This window comes from Pseudaminobacter soli (ex Li et al. 2025), assembly GCF_029892515.1.
GTDB classification, from domain to species: domain Bacteria; phylum Pseudomonadota; class Alphaproteobacteria; order Rhizobiales; family Rhizobiaceae; genus Pseudaminobacter; species Pseudaminobacter soli_A.
Window position 1 is genome coordinate 346,610 of the sequence record NZ_JARXVF010000004.1, and the last position, 16,555, is coordinate 363,164.

Consider the following 16,555-nt stretch of genomic DNA (forward strand, 5'->3'; position numbering starts at 1 on the left):
TTTACCTCGCTCTGAAGGCTGCGGTGATGGGGGTCCGCATGGCGTTGACTGCCGGTATTAGGCCTGTGCTGAGACCTAGCACCACAATGATGGAAACCGCTTTGGCAAGCACGACCGTGGAGAGAACCAGGCCGAGTGCCGGCCCGGCAAGAACGGTGGCAACCTTTGCCAGGATAAGACCGAGAGTGCCGCCCACAGCGAAAATGAGCAGTGTCTCACCTAGAACGAGCATCAGGATTCGCCCTGACGAGAACCCCAGCGTTTTGAGGACGCCGATCTCGAAGGTGCGTTCGCGCACGGCAAAGACCATGGTGTTGACGACGATCATCAGCAAAGTGACGAAGGCCGCGCCGACAACAAGGTTGATGATCAGACCGACATCGGCGTATTGGCGCAGAAAAGCTTCAAGAAATTGCTTTTCTGATTGTGTGCGTGTCGGGGTTGCCGAGTTGGCAAACAGGGCATCGATGCGCGCCGCAAGGATGCCGGGAGACACACCGGCTGCCGGACGCACGATAAAAGCATCTACCGTATCTGCGCCCCGCGCCCGGGCGGTGTTGATATAATCATAGCTGGCGAGCATGAAATAGGTGTCGGTATTGGCGTTTTCGCCGTCGAAAATACCAGCGATCTCGAATCGCCAATCGCGGCTCCCATCTTTCCGCGCTGTCTGGAACGCCGTTACCGTGATGCGCTGTCCGACCGACCACCCTTGCGCTTCCGCCAGCGCTTGGCCGACCAGCACCCGGTCTCGCGTCTCGCCGAGGGCGGAAACCAGTTCCGGCGTGAGCCCAAGCTCCTTGCCATTGACCCCGGCTATGAGCTTGGGCTCAGCCGCGCTCACGGCCACCACGTTTTTCTCAACATTCACGTAACCCCGCAGCCGCGTCATGTAGGCAACCGAGGCCACACCCGGCTCCGACGCAATGCGCGTCATATAAGCCATCGGCAGGGGTTGCGTGCGCCCTGCCGCGTTCATCACCGCGAGGAGGTCATTGCTAGCGCCGGCTGAACCTTGTGCTCCATTGATGAAGCTCGCGGTCAGTCCGAAGATCAAAAAGGCGACCGTCACACAGGAAATCAGCAGGACGGTGCGCAGCGGTTTTCGCCAAGCGTTTCTTCTGACAAGATGGAGGAAGCGCATCAGGCGGCCCTCTTCTTTTCAACGAATCGTCCCTTGTCGAGATGCAGCGTCCGGCGGGCATAAAGTGCCGCCTGCGGATCGTGAGTCACCATCACGATCGACTTGCCCAGTTCCCGATTGAGAAGACGCAGCATATCGAGAACATCGTCTGCAGAATTCCGGTCGAGATCGCCGGTCGGCTCGTCGCAGAGCAAGAGATCGGGGTCGGCCACAATTGCGCGCGCTATGCCGACACGCTGCTGCTGACCGCCGGACATCAGTGTCGGATATTGTTTCTCACGCCCGGCCAGACCCACCAGATCGAGAACCTTGCCAACGCGAATCCGCCGCTCTTTAGCGGGAATCGGCTTGAGCAGGAGCGGTAGCTCGACATTCTCCGCTGCGCTGAGCATCGGCAACAGATTGTAGAATTGGAAGACGATGCCCATGTTATGCGCTCGCCATGCCGATCGTGCCGTCTCCCCCATCCGATCGAGCCTCGCGCTGCCAATCTTGATCTCGCCCGCATCGGGGCTTTCAACGCCAGCCAGCATGTTGAGCAGTGTCGATTTGCCTGATCCGGATGGCCCCATGATGGCGACGAAATCACCACGAGGAATTTCCAGATCGAGATTGGCGAAGATCGGGATGGCTTCGCCTCCGATCCTGTATCCCTTACGCACGTCTCTCAAAATGATGTATGGCTCTTTCGCGTGACGGTCGGTCATGGTTGGACTTCTCCGATTTGACTTTGAATTTCGGGGGCGGTGATGCGGATGCGCGCCGCCATGTTGGGCCGTATGCCGGCAGGCGGGTTGATAAGAGAGAGCCGAAGCCCAATCGTGCCTTTCTCGGCCGACGCAATCGGCGCTACACGTCGGAGTTCGATGCCAAAAGGCCGATCGGGAAAGCCGTCGAGTGCCGCCTCGCCACGTAAGCCGGATCGGAGCAGGGAGACATTTGTTTCGGCTATGTCTGCGTCGATCACCATGCTGGTGGTATCAGTGAGCGCCAAAAGGCTTTGGCTTTCCCGAACGCTGTCTGCGCGAGCCAGAACGGTGTCGCCAATATGAGCGTTGAGCTGCGCCACAGTCCCAGCAAAGGGCGCGCGAACGACCAGTTCGTCCACCTGCTCCCTAGCGACACCGATTGTCAGATCAGCCCGGATGACATCCTGGCGGGCTTGCTCGACACTGTTCAGGGCACTTTTCCAGGCGGTTTCAGCGTTTTCTAGGTCTTTTTTGGATGTTGCATCACGTTGCACCAGCGCTTGGGTACGTCGAAACGAGGCGGTAGCCTGCGTTAAAGCGATTTCCCTGGAGGCGAGCACCAGATCGGTTGAAACCTTCGCCGCCCTTGCTTGCTCAAGTGCCAAACTGGCGCTGGCGTCTTCCAGGGTGACGAGTATCTGACCAGCTTGAACCTGATCACCCACTTCGACGGCGATTCCGGCGATCCTGCCTTCATACTTCGAAAAGACTGTCGTCGAGCGTGGCGCGATGACGTAGCCCGAGCCGGTAATCTCGCGGGTGACTGCTTCAGGCGTGTTGGGATTCGGCGATGGATTGTCACGCCCTGTGATCGCGCGAAGCGCCGTTGCCGGGTTTGCCTGGGATTCCGGTTTGGCCGGTTCCGACTGACCTAAAAGTGCTGTCTTTATGTCATTCAACGAGCTCGGCCAGATCAGAACAGCACTGATAGGAGTGGCGACAAGTACAAGGCCGGCAATCCAGCGGATGATCTTCCAGTTTGGTCCTGACGCGTCTGCCAGCGGCTCCAGAGAAAGAGACTTGAGCGTTTCGGCGAGTTTGCGATCTTGTTCGGTGAGTGTGTTCATGCCGACAACATGGACAGGCTCATGTCCTGAACTCGACCTCGAACACGTTCTGATCGTGCTGAATCGCGATCTTGTACGTCAGAAAGACCGGCTCAGGCTGAATTTTCCCGGCTCTGTCGCCACTGAACAGGCGTTATGTCCGTGACGCGACGGAACTCGCGATTGAAATTGGATTTGGTCTGGAAACCCACTTCGAGCATGATTTCGGTCACTGATTTTTTTGTATCCGTCAGCAACCGGCATGCTTCCGCGACACGGAACTCATTTACGTATTGCGAGACGTTTTTGCCGGTTGCCCGGTTGATTGCTGCGGAAATCTGTCGCGCTGGAATTACGGCCCTGCGCGCCAGACGATCAAGGTTGAGGTCCGGGTCGCGGTAGGAGCGCTTTGTCTCCATGAGCAACCGGATAGCGGCGAGTGTCTCCTTATCCCCTAAGTCGTCGAGGTGCTGTGCAGCAGTGTCGGCCTCGGAAGGCCCTCTACCCTCGACCGCCACAGCAGCCGCGATTGACAGGACGATCAACGCAATGAGGTTGCCGATCGCCACCATGCCCGGCGCATGCCTGCCCTGCGTCCATGAAAAGTCGAGGAACACAAACAGATCAAGCGCCGCCGACAGCAACAACGCCAACGCAGCAAAGACGAGCGCACGATAGACCGGGGCTGCGCTTTCGAACGGCGTTCTTCGCAGGGCGTCGGGCCCCGACCGCATGAGATGCAGGATCGCCCCAGCATAGCCTATGAAGATCGCCGGCAGCACAACATCAATCGCGCTTCGCCATACTGCCATCAGCAAGATGATAACGACGGCGGGAATTGCATGCAGGCCGAGGCGCAAATGTCGGGATAATCTGCTTTTCCGGACCAGCTTGGCGACACCGCAGTAGACCAGCGGCGGTACGAGCGCTGCGCCTATCGGCGCGACATACATCACGTCCTCTATTCCATACCCCCAGCGCAGCCCCGAGAGGAAGGCCTGGAAAGCACTTAGCAGGATCAGCGCAAGGAAGGGGGCGTTCCGTGGGTTCCCAGTCGGGTCAGGATCGTCAGCGGTCTTTATGACCGCGACGAACAGGATAAGGAGCAGAAGCGCTACAACAAAGGAAAGCGGGATGAAGGGCATAGGGCCGAATACGAAAACGGTGTGAGTCGGATGAGGCGATCATGATCTTATGATCATCCATCCGCGACCTAAAACGTGTTTTAGGCCTTGTCCTACGACCTAATCCGACGCCCGCGAAGCAAAAAGGGAAGCCTGTTACAGCGGGCATCTAAGCGCGGCGTCGAGATCAAGGCCATCCTGGACAAGAGCAACGACAAGAAATTCTCGGCATAGACCTTGCTGCAGGCTTACGTTGTCCCGGTCTGGATCGACTATCGGCCAGCTATCGCGCACAACAAGGTCATCATCGATGGTCATCTGACGATCGGCGGCTCTTACAATTACACGGCCAACGCTGCGAAGCGGAATGCCGAGAACGTCACCTTCACCGAGTCCCCGAACGTATCCAAAGCCTTCCTGGATAACTGGAACAGCCGCTTGGAAGCGGCACGGCCCTTCGATCGGCAGTAAGGGGAAAAGCCATTCCGAGAATGGCTGGTACCTCGCCCAAGGTAGATCTAAGCCGCCAACCAGTTCTTTTGCTGTTCGTCTTTCTGGCCTGTTTCCTGTCCTTGCCTCCCAAAGAAAGAGCCCCAGCTTTCGCCGGGGCCTAAAGTCATAGGGTGATGCAGATCGCGGAGGGCGGCGGCAAGGCGCCCCTTATGGTGTATTTCCCGTAATGACGGTGTCATCTTCCGTCGTAAAGACGCCATCATCCCCCCGCGCCAGGCGGTTGTTGCGCACGGTCACGCCGGAGGCGTAATTGACGACGACGCCGGGGGCGCTCCAAGTGGTCACCGTGTTGTTCTCCGCCACCCCGTTGTCGCTGAGAAGGCCGAAAAGCACGCCAATGGAACTGCCAGGACCCGTGGTGGTCAGGATGTTGCCGCTGACGGTATTGGAGGTCGAGCGTACCATGGAGATGGCCGAGGCGGCCTCGCCGCTGGTGGTCACGGTGTTGCCAGAAATGGTGTTGTTCGCGCCATAGCGCATGTAGACGCCGTGACCACCCCGCATGCTGGTTGAGATCGTGTTGTCGCGGATGGTCAGGTTGCTGCTTCTTTCGGTGATGATGCCGAACGCAATCGTCAGGGACGACCAATTCGAGTCGTTCTGTGTGTTGGTGACGATGGTGTTGCCGGAAATGGTGGCACCGTTGCTGTCGAGCAGATGGATGCCGCGGCTCATGTAGTTGTTGGTGGTCACCGTGTTGCCGGAAATCTGAATGCCGGCGCTGTTCGTGACATGGATGCCGTTGGCCTGGGTGCCGTTGGTGGTAATGGTGTTGTTGGCAATGGTCAGGCCGCCGCTGTTGCTGACCGACAGGCCGTGTGACGGCCGCGCGTCAGGGTCGGTATCATCAAAGCCGTTGCCATTGCCATTGGTGGTGATGGTGTTGCCGTAGATGGTGCCCGACGCGTTGTCGGCCACGATCCCCATGCCGCTGGCGCCGTTCTGCACGATGGTGGCGCCGCTGATGCTGAGCCCCGTGCTGCCAGCAATGTTGACGGCGCTGCCCTGCGCGGCGGTGATGCTGCCGCCTTGCAGGGTGAAGTTCGTGATGTTGTTCACCTTCACCCCGTTTGCCGCTGAAACGATGGTGACGTCGTGCAGGCCGGCGCCGCTGGCTCCGACGACGGCGAAGGAGTTGGCGTTCGACGAGATGTTCTCCACCGAAAGGCCGCGCAGGCTGCTGTCCGTGGCCATCGTGACCGCGGTGCCAGCGGCCCCGGAAATTCCGCCCGAAGCACCGGGCGCCGTGAAATCGACCTCGGCGCCGCTGGTCGCCCCCTTGAGCTTCAGCACGGTCCCGCCGCCAAGAAGCGTCTGCTTGTCATTGAGGGTAATTCCGCCTGGCGCACCAATGTTGCCGTTCAGCAGCACGATCCCGTCTGCGCCGACGCTATCGAGGGCAGCCTGGAGGGCGGCGTGATCCTGCGTCGTCGCATCCACCTGGACGAGCGAGGTGACGGTCTCGCCGTTCCAAGTGTTGATCGCATCTTCGGTAGTCGTGACCGTAACGCTCTTCGAGGTTGTCTCATTGCCGGTGTTCGACACGACATCGACGTCGCGCACCACCCTGTCCAACATCCGTTCTTCCATATAGGTGAGCGGTCTATCCCGCGTGACCGACGCGTTGAAGGGAACGCGCAGGCGCACCGCGGCAATCAACTGGTCGCCGCGCACCATGTCGTTCTGCCAGGTCAAGTCACCCGTCAGCTTCACGCCCGGCAAACCGGCGAAATCCCTGGCCATCAATTCCAAGCGTGCACGAGGACCCGAAATGCTTTCCATGCCCGCGGCTTGGAAGTGATAGCCGCCGCCGAAGGCACGCAAATCGAGCTTCAAATCGTCCGGGAACACTGGAAGCCGAACGCCAACTTCTGCGTCAAAGCCGGCCATCGCCCTTTCGATCAGAAAGCTCGTGCCAAGCGTGGTGATCGTCTGTGTTTGTATGCCGAGCGAAGTTCCCATCAAGACAGCTTCCGGGCCGGTTGACGTGACGCTCGACCACGAACCGGCGCGCATGCGCTTCTCGTGGTTGCCGAGCGGTAGATAGGCATTGGCGCGGAAGTCCAGATATTCGCTCAGCGCCTCGACACCGAGCGTGTTCTGATGGAACGTATTGTCGAGCGATGAGCGGCGGACGTCGTAGTAGCCGTAGGCGCCGAGGTTCCAGCCGGACGGCAGCATTTGGCGCAGGCCAAGGCCGAAATTGCCCTCGACAGCGTCCCTGTCGTCGAACATGCCGCGCAGATCGGCGAAAAGCAGCGTATCGCTGTTTTGGTAGAGCGGGGCGAACAGGTCCGCTTGGCCGAGCGAACGGTTCTTACTGACCTGCGCGCCGCCTTCGAACCATGCTCCCCATCGCTTGGCGAAGATGTCATCCGCATGGGCGGATGAGACCGTGCAGATCCCCAATACCGTGGCGGATACAGCCCATGCACTGCGCATCAATTTTCCCTCAACATACTGGAATTACCGGTGACCAAGGCGCCGCCGCATGCCTCCCTCTCGATATCAATATGAGATTCGATGTTCACGCGCTTCTGCGGCGCAACTATCAAAAGTTGCCACATCTGCAAAATTGGTAACGTTTTCTGCAAGACCGCTAAGGCTACCAACGCAAGACTCGAGCCGCAGTCCTGTCTGATTTTGGCTGGCAGAAACAACATCGTCGGCCTGACGATACTGGGTCTTCCGTCTAGCGGGCAGAAAAAAGGCAGCGCAACCGGGAGCCCCGCCCGTCTCTCCGGCTTGTCAGGCTGCTGACGAACTCGACAAGCAGGTTTGCCACAGTGCAACTAGAGATGAAAATCACCGAACGATTCCGGTTGGTAGATCACCCTTTCGATCAGGATACGTCGTGTACGATCAGTAACCCTCCAGTCAATGGCATCGCCTTCCTGATAGCCCAGGATCGCGGCGCCGACGTCGGAGAGGACCGATAGTTTACCAGAGCGTTCGTCGGCGTCTTGCGGATAGACAAGAGCCACTTCCCTTTGTTCATCGTCAAGCTGCAGCACGACCCTGGAATTCATTGTCACGACGTCGCGCGCGACGTGCTGAGAATCGACGACAATGGCTCTCTCAATCTCGTGTTCAAGCTCGACAATTGCCGCCCCTTGCTCGAACTCAATCAGGCTCTGGAGGCGTGCTTTGTCGATCTCCGTGACGTAGATGTCGGCAGATTGCGCCATGACGCCTTCGCGCAGGAGTTGGAGATACCGGCCAGAGGTCATGGACAGGGAATTGAGCTTTGATGTTTCGAGTTTGAGAAAAAAACCGCAGCGTTCAAAACCCTTCAGCGAGCGCGTATTGTTCGGGTGAATTTTGGCGATGACGCTCTCGGCTCGCATGTCGAGGAAGGCGAGCTTCAAACCTTCGCGGATGGTGCTGGCGCCAAGTCCGCGCCCCCAATTGTCATGGTCTCCGACGACCAAGACTATTTCACACTCAGCGCCTGTCTTGACCAGACGCACGAAGCCGACCGGGATATCGTTTCGGTCGTAAGCCATAAAGAAGCGGCCGCCCTGATTGAACAGATGTGTCAGGATCGGCATCTGAGCTCGGTCGACGGCCTGTGAGATGAATCGAGACACACTGCAGGAATCGCTCAGGTAGCGAGTGACGCGTTCATCTTCTAACCAGTCCATCAGGATCAGTGCGTGTGTCCGAGTGATTTCTGGACGCAACGAAACAAAAGGCTTGTTCATCTTCGCTACCTTGGTCGCAAGAATGAAAGCCTGTCACGGTCGCTGCCGTGCTGGTTCTTTCGGATCAACGTTGAAAATTAGAAGGCCGATCTAGCAGAGATCCAGCGGTGAAGGCCAGCGGAGAAGCGCCCCAAAACAGCCCTACCGTCGGCTTGGTCGGAAACGGTTCGTTCCGGCAGGATGATGGCCGAAACCGGACCGTCGGCTAGTAAAATGCAAGCACGAGGAAGCAGTCATTGCAGATGCTGTGCAGCAGTCTCATCAATCGTTCGAATCTCGTGAGGCGTGCCATTTCCGTTCAAAACTGCGCCCCCATCTGGACAGCCCTCGTCGGCGCAAGCCGAATCATTCATGGCGTGCCGTTGCGGAAGGGCGCCGCGGGGGTGACTGGTGCAGGCAAGATGGCGCCGCAAGCCGCAACGAAGAACTCAATCTCCGGCTGCAATCACATGCGGATTGGGCCGCTGCGCCATCCTCGTCCATCGCGCACGCAAACATGCGGCAAACACTCTAACTTCAGATATCAAATTTCATGGACTTGGCGTCCAGCCTCGCGATAGGTTTGTGAAGTCAAATTGCTTCCACAATCCGTCCGGCTTGTTCGCTTGGTGGGGTGGCGACGCGATCGGCAAGCAGATAGCAGTGCATAGGTTGAGCTGCCAATATATTCGGCAGTGCGCTCGACCCGGGAATATATGGGCAGTCGATGATTTTTTTATCTGGTTTCAAGGCCCTGACGAATTGCAGGGCAGCACTTGCTCTCTATTTGCTTCTCCCGCTCCTCACCTCGGTGTCTCTCTTGCTCGGTACAGGCCAAGTCCATGCTGCCTCGTCGCCGTCACCCACCGTCACGGTCTTCACCTCGAACGCCAACCCGGCGCTCGGCGAATCCATCGTCTTGACCGCCACCCTATCGGGCGGCTCGTCGCCGACGGGCACCGTGACTTTCAAGGCCGGCACCACCACGCTCGGAGCCGGCGTGGTTTCCGCAGATGCGACGGCCAGCTACGCTGTCTCGACCTTGGCCGTCGGCGCGCACTCCATCACCGCCGAATATGACGGCGACACCAACAATGCCGCGGCAACCTCGTCCGCCATCACAGTCACCGTCGGACAGGCCGCCCCGACTGTCACCAGCGTCGCCGTTCCGGCCAATGCCACATATTCAATCGGTGGAACCCTGAATTTCAGCGTGACCTTCAGCAGCGCCGTTACGGTCACGGGGACGCCCCAACTCGGCCTGACGATGTCGTCATCGTCTCGAAACGCCAACTATGTTTCCGGCAGCGGGAGCACGATGCTCACCTTCTGCTACACGATTGCCGAAGGCGACCTGGATGCTGACGGGATTTCCCTTGCGTCGGCGGTGACGCTCAATGGCGGGACAATCCAGGCCTCGGGCACCGATGCCAATCTCATCCTGAACGGTGTGGAATCGACGGCAGGCGTTCTGGTCGATGGCGTCCGGCCGGTCGTAAGCTCCATCATCGCCGACGCCGGAGCCCAGTCCACGGATGCAAGCGTCATGTTTACCGTGGCCTTTTCCAAGGCCGTTTCCAATGTAAGCACGAATGACTTCATCCTCACCGCCACTGGAAGTGCCAGCGGAACGACGTCAGCCGTTTCGGCATCCAGCGGCTCGTCGATCAATGTGACGGTAAGCGGCATCTCCGGGACAGGCACAATCCGGCTCGACATTCGAAGCAACAACAACATCGTAGATGCGGCAGGCAATGCGATGCAGGCAGCTTTCACCAGCGGCACGACGCACGCCGTAAGCCCGGCCTCGCCGACCGTCTCCGTTTCCGCCTCCAACAGCAATCCTTCCTTTGGTGCATCGGTGACTTTTACCGCAACGCTGGCCGGCGGCTCGTCGCCAACAGGCTCCGTCACCTTCAAGGACGGCACAACCACGCTTGGAACCGCCACTGTCTCCGGCACGACGGTGACCTTCACCACCTCGGCCCTGGCGGTCGGCGCTCACTCCATCACCGCCGTATATACCGGCGATACGAATAACGCCGCTGCCGCTTCCGCCGCGGTTTCCGTCGCCGTTGGCAAGGCTGTCCCGGCGATCATTCTCTCCGCCTCCGACAGCAATCCTTCTCCTGGTACATCGGTTACCTTCACCGCAACGCTGTCCGGCGGCTCGTCGCCCACGGGCACCGTTACCTTCAACGACGGCGCCACCGTGCTTGGAACCGCCATTGTCTCCGGCACGACGGCCACCTTCACCACCTCGGCGCTGGGCCCCGGCGTGCATTCCATTTCCGCCATCTACGCGGGCGACACCAACAACGCGACCGCAACCTATACCGCCGTTACCGTGACGGTCGGCCAGGCCGCTCCGACGATCACCTTCTCGGCCTCCGACGGCAATCCTTCCCTTGGCTCCTCGGTGACCTTCACCGCAACGCTGGTCGGCGGCTCGTCGCCCACGGGCACCGTTACCTTCAACGACGGCGCCACCGCGCTTGGAACCGCCACTGTCTCCGGCACGACGGCCACCTTCACCACCTCGGCGCTGGGCCTCGGCGCGCATTCCATCACCGCCGTCTACGCGGGCGACACCAACAACGCGACCGCGACCTCTGCCGCCGTTACTGTTACCGTCAGGCCGGCAGTGACCTTCGTTTTTGCGCCGGCCGATGGCTCGGTGTTGAAGCAAGCCATGGCCGGGGAGGATTATCGCCAACCGATTGCCGCGACCGGCGGAACGGGGACGAAGACCTACGGGCTTGCTTCCGGCTCACTGCCGGATGGCGTGATCCTCAATGTTTCCACCGGCGAACTCACCGGTCCGCTTGATGCGACAGCGCAAGTGAAAGTCTATTCCTTCAGCATCGAAGTGCGCGATGGCTCGGGGGCGACCGCAACGGCAAGCTATACGCTCGAGGTCAAGGAGCGTGTCGTCAGCGTTATCAACCAGACCGGCACAACGTCCACCAATGTCAATCTGGAAGAGGACGCGACCGGCGGTCCGTTCAGCAGGGCCGACATCACCTTTGTCGAGCCGTCCAATGCCGGCACGGCCAGCATCGTGCGCGGCGAATTCGCCGCCGTCGGCCCGACACCGCTTGGCTGGTATCTGAAGTTCATCCCCAATCCGGCCTATTCCGGCACGGCGAAAGTCGGCTTCAGGCTGACAAGCACGCTCGGCGTGTCCAATACCGGCGTCGTCTCCTATACGCTCGGCTATAGCGCCGCGAAGGTGGAGGAGGACATCGACAAGCTCGTGCGCGGCTTCGTGCAGACTCGCCAGAGCCTGATCGCGTCCACGATCAAGCTGCCGGGCCTGCTGGACCGCCGCCGAATGGCAACTTCCGCTGACCCTGTCACCGCCCGAATAATGCCCGCGCAAGACGGGATTACACTTGGTTTCGCCACGAGCCTGGCACAACTGGCAGCGACACGGAACGATGCCGTTGACGTGGTCGATGCGGAACTGTCGCCGTTCAATGCCTGGGTCGACGGCACGCTTATGGCGCACAATCGCGAAGACAACGGCAACAAATGGGGCAGCTTCGGCATGATCTCGGCCGGTGCCGACTACCTGGTGTCGGAGAAGGCGTTGATCGGCATGTCCCTCCATTATGACCGGACGACCGATCCGACCAAGGAGGATGCCAAGCTGACAGGCAATGGCTGGCTTGCTGGTCCCTATGCTTCTCTGGAGATAGGCAAGGGCGTGTTCTGGGATACGAGCCTGCTCTATGGCGGTTCGGTGAACGATATCGGTACGACGTTCTGGAACGGAACCTTCGACACAACACGCTGGATGCTCGACACGTCGATCACGGGTCAGTGGAATCTGGATGAAGTGACGACGCTGACACCGAAGCTCAGGGCGGTGTACTTCTCGGAGACGATCGATGACTATGCCGTCGAGAATGGTGGCGGCAACACGATATCGATCGACGGCTTCGACGAAGAGCAGTTCCGTGTCAGCCTCGGGGCCGAGATATCTCGATCCTTCACGATGGAGAACGGCATGGCGCTGACGCCCAGGCTCGGCGTGACCGGCGGATTCTCCGGCCTCGACGGTTCCGGTGCCTTCGGCTCGGTCTCGGCCGGCCTGAGGTTGCAAACCGTGCAAAACTGGTCCGTCGAAGGCGCGCTTTTGTTCAACATCGAAGGCGACGGGCAAAAATCCATTGGCGCAAGAGCCGGGGTCAACAGCCGGTTCTAGAGCGGTTCAGTCCCTGGCTGAATCGCTGTCGGGATCGTTGAGGCTCGAATTGTGATTCAAGATGCTGGCTGGAGAGGAGGCCAGCATCGGATGGCGCGACCTCTTTCAATAGAGGATGGAAATCGATCGGCCAGCACTGCGGATCGACCGTTCGTCATCTCAACAGATTTGATGGCTGCTTTCAGGACGGCAGATATTCAGCCCGAATGACCGAGTTGGGCGCGTTGCTGACTGGCAGTTTAGGGCCGGAAGCCGTCCGTCCGTTTTCAGGAAGATATCTGAATAAGCTGCCGCATCTTACAGCCGGAGCAAGCGAACGTGGTTCCATTCCTCAATGGACAAACTAGGCCCGCGCCTTTTCACGAGCTAGGTCGGCCGCCACCATCATCTGCGACAGTTGCGCTACCGTGGTGGCGGGCTTCCAGTCCAGGATCCGCCCTGCCTTTGCAGGGCTGCCAAGCAAGAGATCGACCTCGGAAGGCCGGCGGAATGCCGGATCGATATGGACGAGATGGCGCCTGGTCTCGGAACAGCGGCCAACTTCGTTGTCCCCGGTGCCGATCCACTCAAGATCGATCCCTGCTGCCGCGAAGGATTGCGTGGCGAAATCCCGGACGGTGGTGGCAACACCGGTTGCAAGGACAAAAGTGTTGGGCTCGTCGACCTGGAGCATGCGCCACATGCCGTCGACGAACTCGCCCGCAAATCCCCAATCGCGCTTGGCGTCGAGATTGCCCAGCGTCAGGCTGGACTGCAGGCCAAGGCGAATGCGGGCTGCGCCGATGCTGATCTTTCGCGTCACGAATTCCGGCCCACGCAAGGGCGACTCGTGATTGAACAGGATGCCGGAGCTTGCAAAAATCCCGTAGGACTCCCGGTAATTCACCGCCGACCAGTGCCCGAACAGCTTGGACACGGCGTAGGGACTCCTGGGGTAGAAGGGGGTCTCCTCGGTTTGAGGGATCGCCTGGACCTTGCCGAACATTTCGGCCGACGAGGCCTGGTAGACCCGGATCTTCGGATTGACGGCGCGCACCGCCTCCAGGAGCTGCAAGGCCCCGACACCGGATATCTGCGACGTCAGCGTTGGTTCCTTGAAGGATACGCCGACGTGGCTCTGGCCTGCCAGATTGTAGACTTCGTCAGGTTCGGTGGTCGTCAGCGCGCGGATGTTCGAGCCGGGATCGGTCAGATCGTGTTCGACGAGCGAGAAATTTTCGTCTTCGACTACCTTGAGTTCGAAAAGACGCCAAAAATTCTGCGTGCTCGTTCTGCGGTGTCCGCCGAAGACCCGGTAGCCCTTATCAAGCAGGTGCCTGGTGAGGTAGGCACCGTCCTGTCCCGTTATCCCTGTCACGAAGGCCCGCTTCATTCTTCCCCCTTTCCTTCACGCCCGCGTTGGCTCGGCTATGTGCCTGCCACTTGGCCATGACCAGATCCTTGAATTCGGTCCGGAAGCGAGCAATGGAAAATCGCTCGGCGTGCTGACGAATGGTCGCCGGATCGAATGTGATGGTGGAATTTTCAAACTTCGCGACCACGTCGCAGACGGCCTGTGTGCTTTGCTCCCAGAAATGAAAGCCCGTAACGCCATCGATGACCGTCTCCGAAGCCCCCCCGCGCCCGAAGGCGAGTACAGGTGTGCCACAGGCTTGCGCTTCCAGCGGGGTGATGCCGAAATCTTCTTCCGCCATGAAAATGAAGGCCTTGGCCTCCTGCATATGCTTCAGAAGAACATCGTCCGGCTGGTAGCCGAGGACGGAGACATTGGGGCCGGCCTTACTCAAGGCGTCCCTGTATTGCGGGCCGTCGCCGATCACGACCAGCTTCTTGTCCGGCATCCGCCGGAAGGCCTCGATGATCAACGGAATCTTCTTGTAGGGGACCATGCGCGATGAGGTGAAATAGTAATCGCCCTTCGCTCCGCCGATCTGGAAATAGTTCGTATCCACGCCGGGATAAATAACGTCCGAGTTCCGCCGGTAGGCCTTCCAGATACGGCGTCCGATGTATTCCGAACAGGCAATGAAATGATCAACGCCATTTGCCGTCCGGGTGTCCCAGATGCGGGCTCTATGCAATACCGCCCTGGCTACAACACCTCGAGGCCTGCCGTCGAAACGCTGTTCCCTGAGGTATTGATGTTGCAGATCCCAAGCATAACGCATCGGGGTATAGCAGTAGCATATATGCAGTTGATCCGGGCCGGTGATTACTCCTTTGGCAACAGCATGGCTGTTCGAGACTATAATGTCGTAGCCGGACAAGTCGAATTGCTCGACCGCAATGGACATCAATGGAAAGAAGTATCTGTATATGCCGGAGAATGCTTTGAACCTTTGTAGGAAGCTAGTCTGAAAGGTCTTTCCTATGAAGTGGGGCTTGAATCGTCCGTCGCTGAAATCGACCAGGCAGAACAAATCCGCGTCCGGGAAATCCTTGAGCATCTCGGATAGCACTTTCTCGGAGCCGGCATAGGTCACCAGCCACTCATGTACGAAGGCTATCCGCATCTCAACCCCATCGCACTGCTACGTTGAAGGGTAATTCTCCAATACTAAAGATGCTGGTTCTGCACCTTGGCACCGGATATTGAAAGTTGTCCTTTTTGAGCGCGCATCGCCGTACGTTACTACTTTAGTATCTGTTTCCGGAAATTCTCCTTACCTTTGGGCGACGGTGGCCCGAGAACTTTGCAGACAAAGCGCTCCGAGACCGAGAACTTCGCCTTCTCATGATCGGCGCGACAGCGATCGCGGGGAGCTTGTTAGTTTCGCGAGGTCTCTCTCATGATCAACCTCTCGAGCGTCAGATCTGACAATACCTTGCCGTAGATGACGACTGCTTTTGGACAGTGGCAAAGGCACCATGAACGGCCGACATGGGGCGCGAAGCGGAGGTTGACTTCCAAATTGGATCCGACGGTCACACGCGATGTCCCGCCCCTCAACAACGATAGCTGGCTTCGCGCGCCTGCTTCCACATGCGCGAATTCCTGCGATAGTCTGAGGTTCAGCAAGGCCGAGCAGCCTCAGCGGAGGGACAACGAAGCCGAGAAACCCGATCTGGCCGACCAAATGGCCGTGTCAGGGGTAAGGAACAGCGTTTCTACGTTGGGCGTCTCAGTACTTGGGCGTCATATTCTGGCGATCCTGGTCCCGATACAACTGTTGCTGCCGCTGGTAATTCTGACGCATCTGCTCGTCTGGCCGAAAGTTCGGTTCGTCCTGTTGGATCATGCGGGAATTGGACTGTGGATGCGTAGTCGTATGGGCACCTGGGTACGTGTGGCGACCCATCGGGTGGGTAGCGGGAAGCGTGGGGCTACCCATCGAGTGGCCTCCGCGAGCAAGAGCCTGCGATCCGCCGAGCGCCACCAACGCCAGCAGCGCGATCGACACAATGTATTTGGTCTTTCGGATAGAAGACATGTCTGCATGCCTTTCGAAGTGGCATCAACTGACCGCTGTTAAGTAAGCGTTGTTCGCCGCCGACTCCATGAACCGAGCCCATCAAACATTGGTGTTGTGCGGCGTCTCGCATCAATTTTGCGATTGCTGCGGCGGCTGCGGCCAAAGGCGATGCGCGACCAGTTCGAATATGATGTCCGAGATCCACATGGCGCAGGCGCCGATCAGAAATGCGGAAGCGAGCATCGCCAGTCACCAGGCAGTGGCCAACCGACCGCCTTGAAATAGGGGACGGTCGGCAGCGTGAGATAGGCGTGTTAGCGCGCACGCTTTGGGTAGTAGAGCGAAGGTCGGGTTCGGGTCGCAATCCGCAGGAAGAGGCGGCCAGGTCAGCAAGTGGCGTCACTGCGACCTCAAGCTTGATCGCCGGCAATGACTGCTTTCAGAAGATGGCAAAGCCGGTCTCTACGGCCGACATGGGCGCGTTGGGGACAGGCAGTTTAGGGCCGACAGCGGACCGTCCGGTCCTGGCATTGAAGGCGGATAAAGCGGCCATTCGGCTTCCGCCCCTGCAACCGGTGTCCCGAAGCAACCGCGCGACTGCGGCACCGGGTTGGCCGCTTTGCGCTCTGAGCGGGCGTCACCGTCTTGGAAAGCCAAGAACAACCCGACTAGC

General features: G+C 59.2%; 10 protein-coding genes. 2 read left to right on the top strand and 8 right to left on the bottom strand.

Annotation, left to right across the window (positions count from 1 at the left end):
* Position 1: 1 nt before the first annotated feature.
* The 4 genes from M2281_RS19215 to M2281_RS19230 all read right to left on the bottom strand — a co-directional run bounded on the left by M2281_RS19215 (position 2) and on the right by M2281_RS19230 (position 4,084).
* Positions 2–1,144 (bottom strand): ABC transporter permease, encoded by a 1,143-nt coding sequence (locus M2281_RS19215; RefSeq protein ID WP_280822782.1) that lies wholly within the window; start codon positions 1,142–1,144, stop codon positions 2–4.
* Positions 1,144–1,851, bottom strand: a complete 708-nt coding sequence (locus M2281_RS19220; protein ID WP_280822783.1) for an ABC transporter ATP-binding protein — start codon at positions 1,849–1,851, stop codon at positions 1,144–1,146. Before M2281_RS19220 ends, M2281_RS19215 begins: the two co-directional genes overlap by 1 nt.
* Complete coding sequence (locus M2281_RS19225; protein WP_280822784.1) at positions 1,848–2,960, bottom strand: efflux RND transporter periplasmic adaptor subunit; 1,113 nt, start codon at positions 2,958–2,960, stop codon at positions 1,848–1,850. Before M2281_RS19225 ends, M2281_RS19220 begins: the two co-directional genes overlap by 4 nt.
* 92 nt (positions 2,961–3,052) lie before the next feature.
* Entirely contained in the window at positions 3,053–4,084 is a 1,032-nt protein-coding gene (locus tag M2281_RS19230; RefSeq protein WP_280822785.1) for a helix-turn-helix domain-containing protein, read from the bottom strand.
* A 216-nt stretch (positions 4,085–4,300) separates the two neighbouring features.
* Between M2281_RS19230 and M2281_RS19235 the strand changes: the two genes are divergently transcribed.
* Positions 4,301–4,534: a phospholipase D-like domain-containing protein gene (locus tag M2281_RS19235; protein ID WP_280822786.1), complete on the top strand. Its 234-nt coding sequence runs from the start codon at positions 4,301–4,303 to the stop codon at positions 4,532–4,534.
* A 189-nt stretch (positions 4,535–4,723) separates the two neighbouring features.
* On the opposite strand, the gene M2281_RS19240 is transcribed toward M2281_RS19235, so the two are convergent.
* Together M2281_RS19240 and M2281_RS19245 are read right to left on the bottom strand one after the other, a co-directional pair.
* A complete protein-coding gene (locus M2281_RS19240; protein WP_280822787.1) occupies positions 4,724–7,018 on the bottom strand; it encodes a right-handed parallel beta-helix repeat-containing protein in 2,295 nt (764 codons plus the stop codon).
* Positions 7,019–7,368: 350 nt separating this feature from the next.
* The gene (locus M2281_RS19245) at positions 7,369–8,280 is read right to left on the bottom strand and encodes a bifunctional GNAT family N-acetyltransferase/nucleoside diphosphate kinase regulator (RefSeq protein WP_280822788.1); all 912 of its coding nucleotides are present in this window, start codon (positions 8,278–8,280) and stop codon (positions 7,369–7,371) included.
* A gap of 799 nt (positions 8,281–9,079) precedes the next feature.
* On the opposite strand from M2281_RS19245, the gene M2281_RS19250 reads away from it, so the two are divergent.
* On the top strand, positions 9,080–12,469 hold the full coding sequence (locus M2281_RS19250; RefSeq protein ID WP_280822789.1) for an Ig-like domain repeat protein: 3,390 nt from the start codon (positions 9,080–9,082) through the stop codon (positions 12,467–12,469).
* 343 nt (positions 12,470–12,812) lie between these two features.
* On the opposite strand, the gene gmd is transcribed toward M2281_RS19250, so the two are convergent.
* Entirely contained in the window at positions 12,813–13,841 is a 1,029-nt protein-coding gene (gene gmd / locus M2281_RS19255) for a GDP-mannose 4,6-dehydratase (protein ID WP_280822790.1), read from the bottom strand.
* Positions 13,774–14,952, bottom strand: coding sequence for a glycosyltransferase (locus M2281_RS19260; RefSeq protein ID WP_280822791.1), 1,179 nt, complete (start codon positions 14,950–14,952; stop codon positions 13,774–13,776). Before M2281_RS19260 ends, gmd begins: the two co-directional genes overlap by 68 nt.
* Positions 14,953–16,555 lie beyond the last annotated feature (1,603 nt).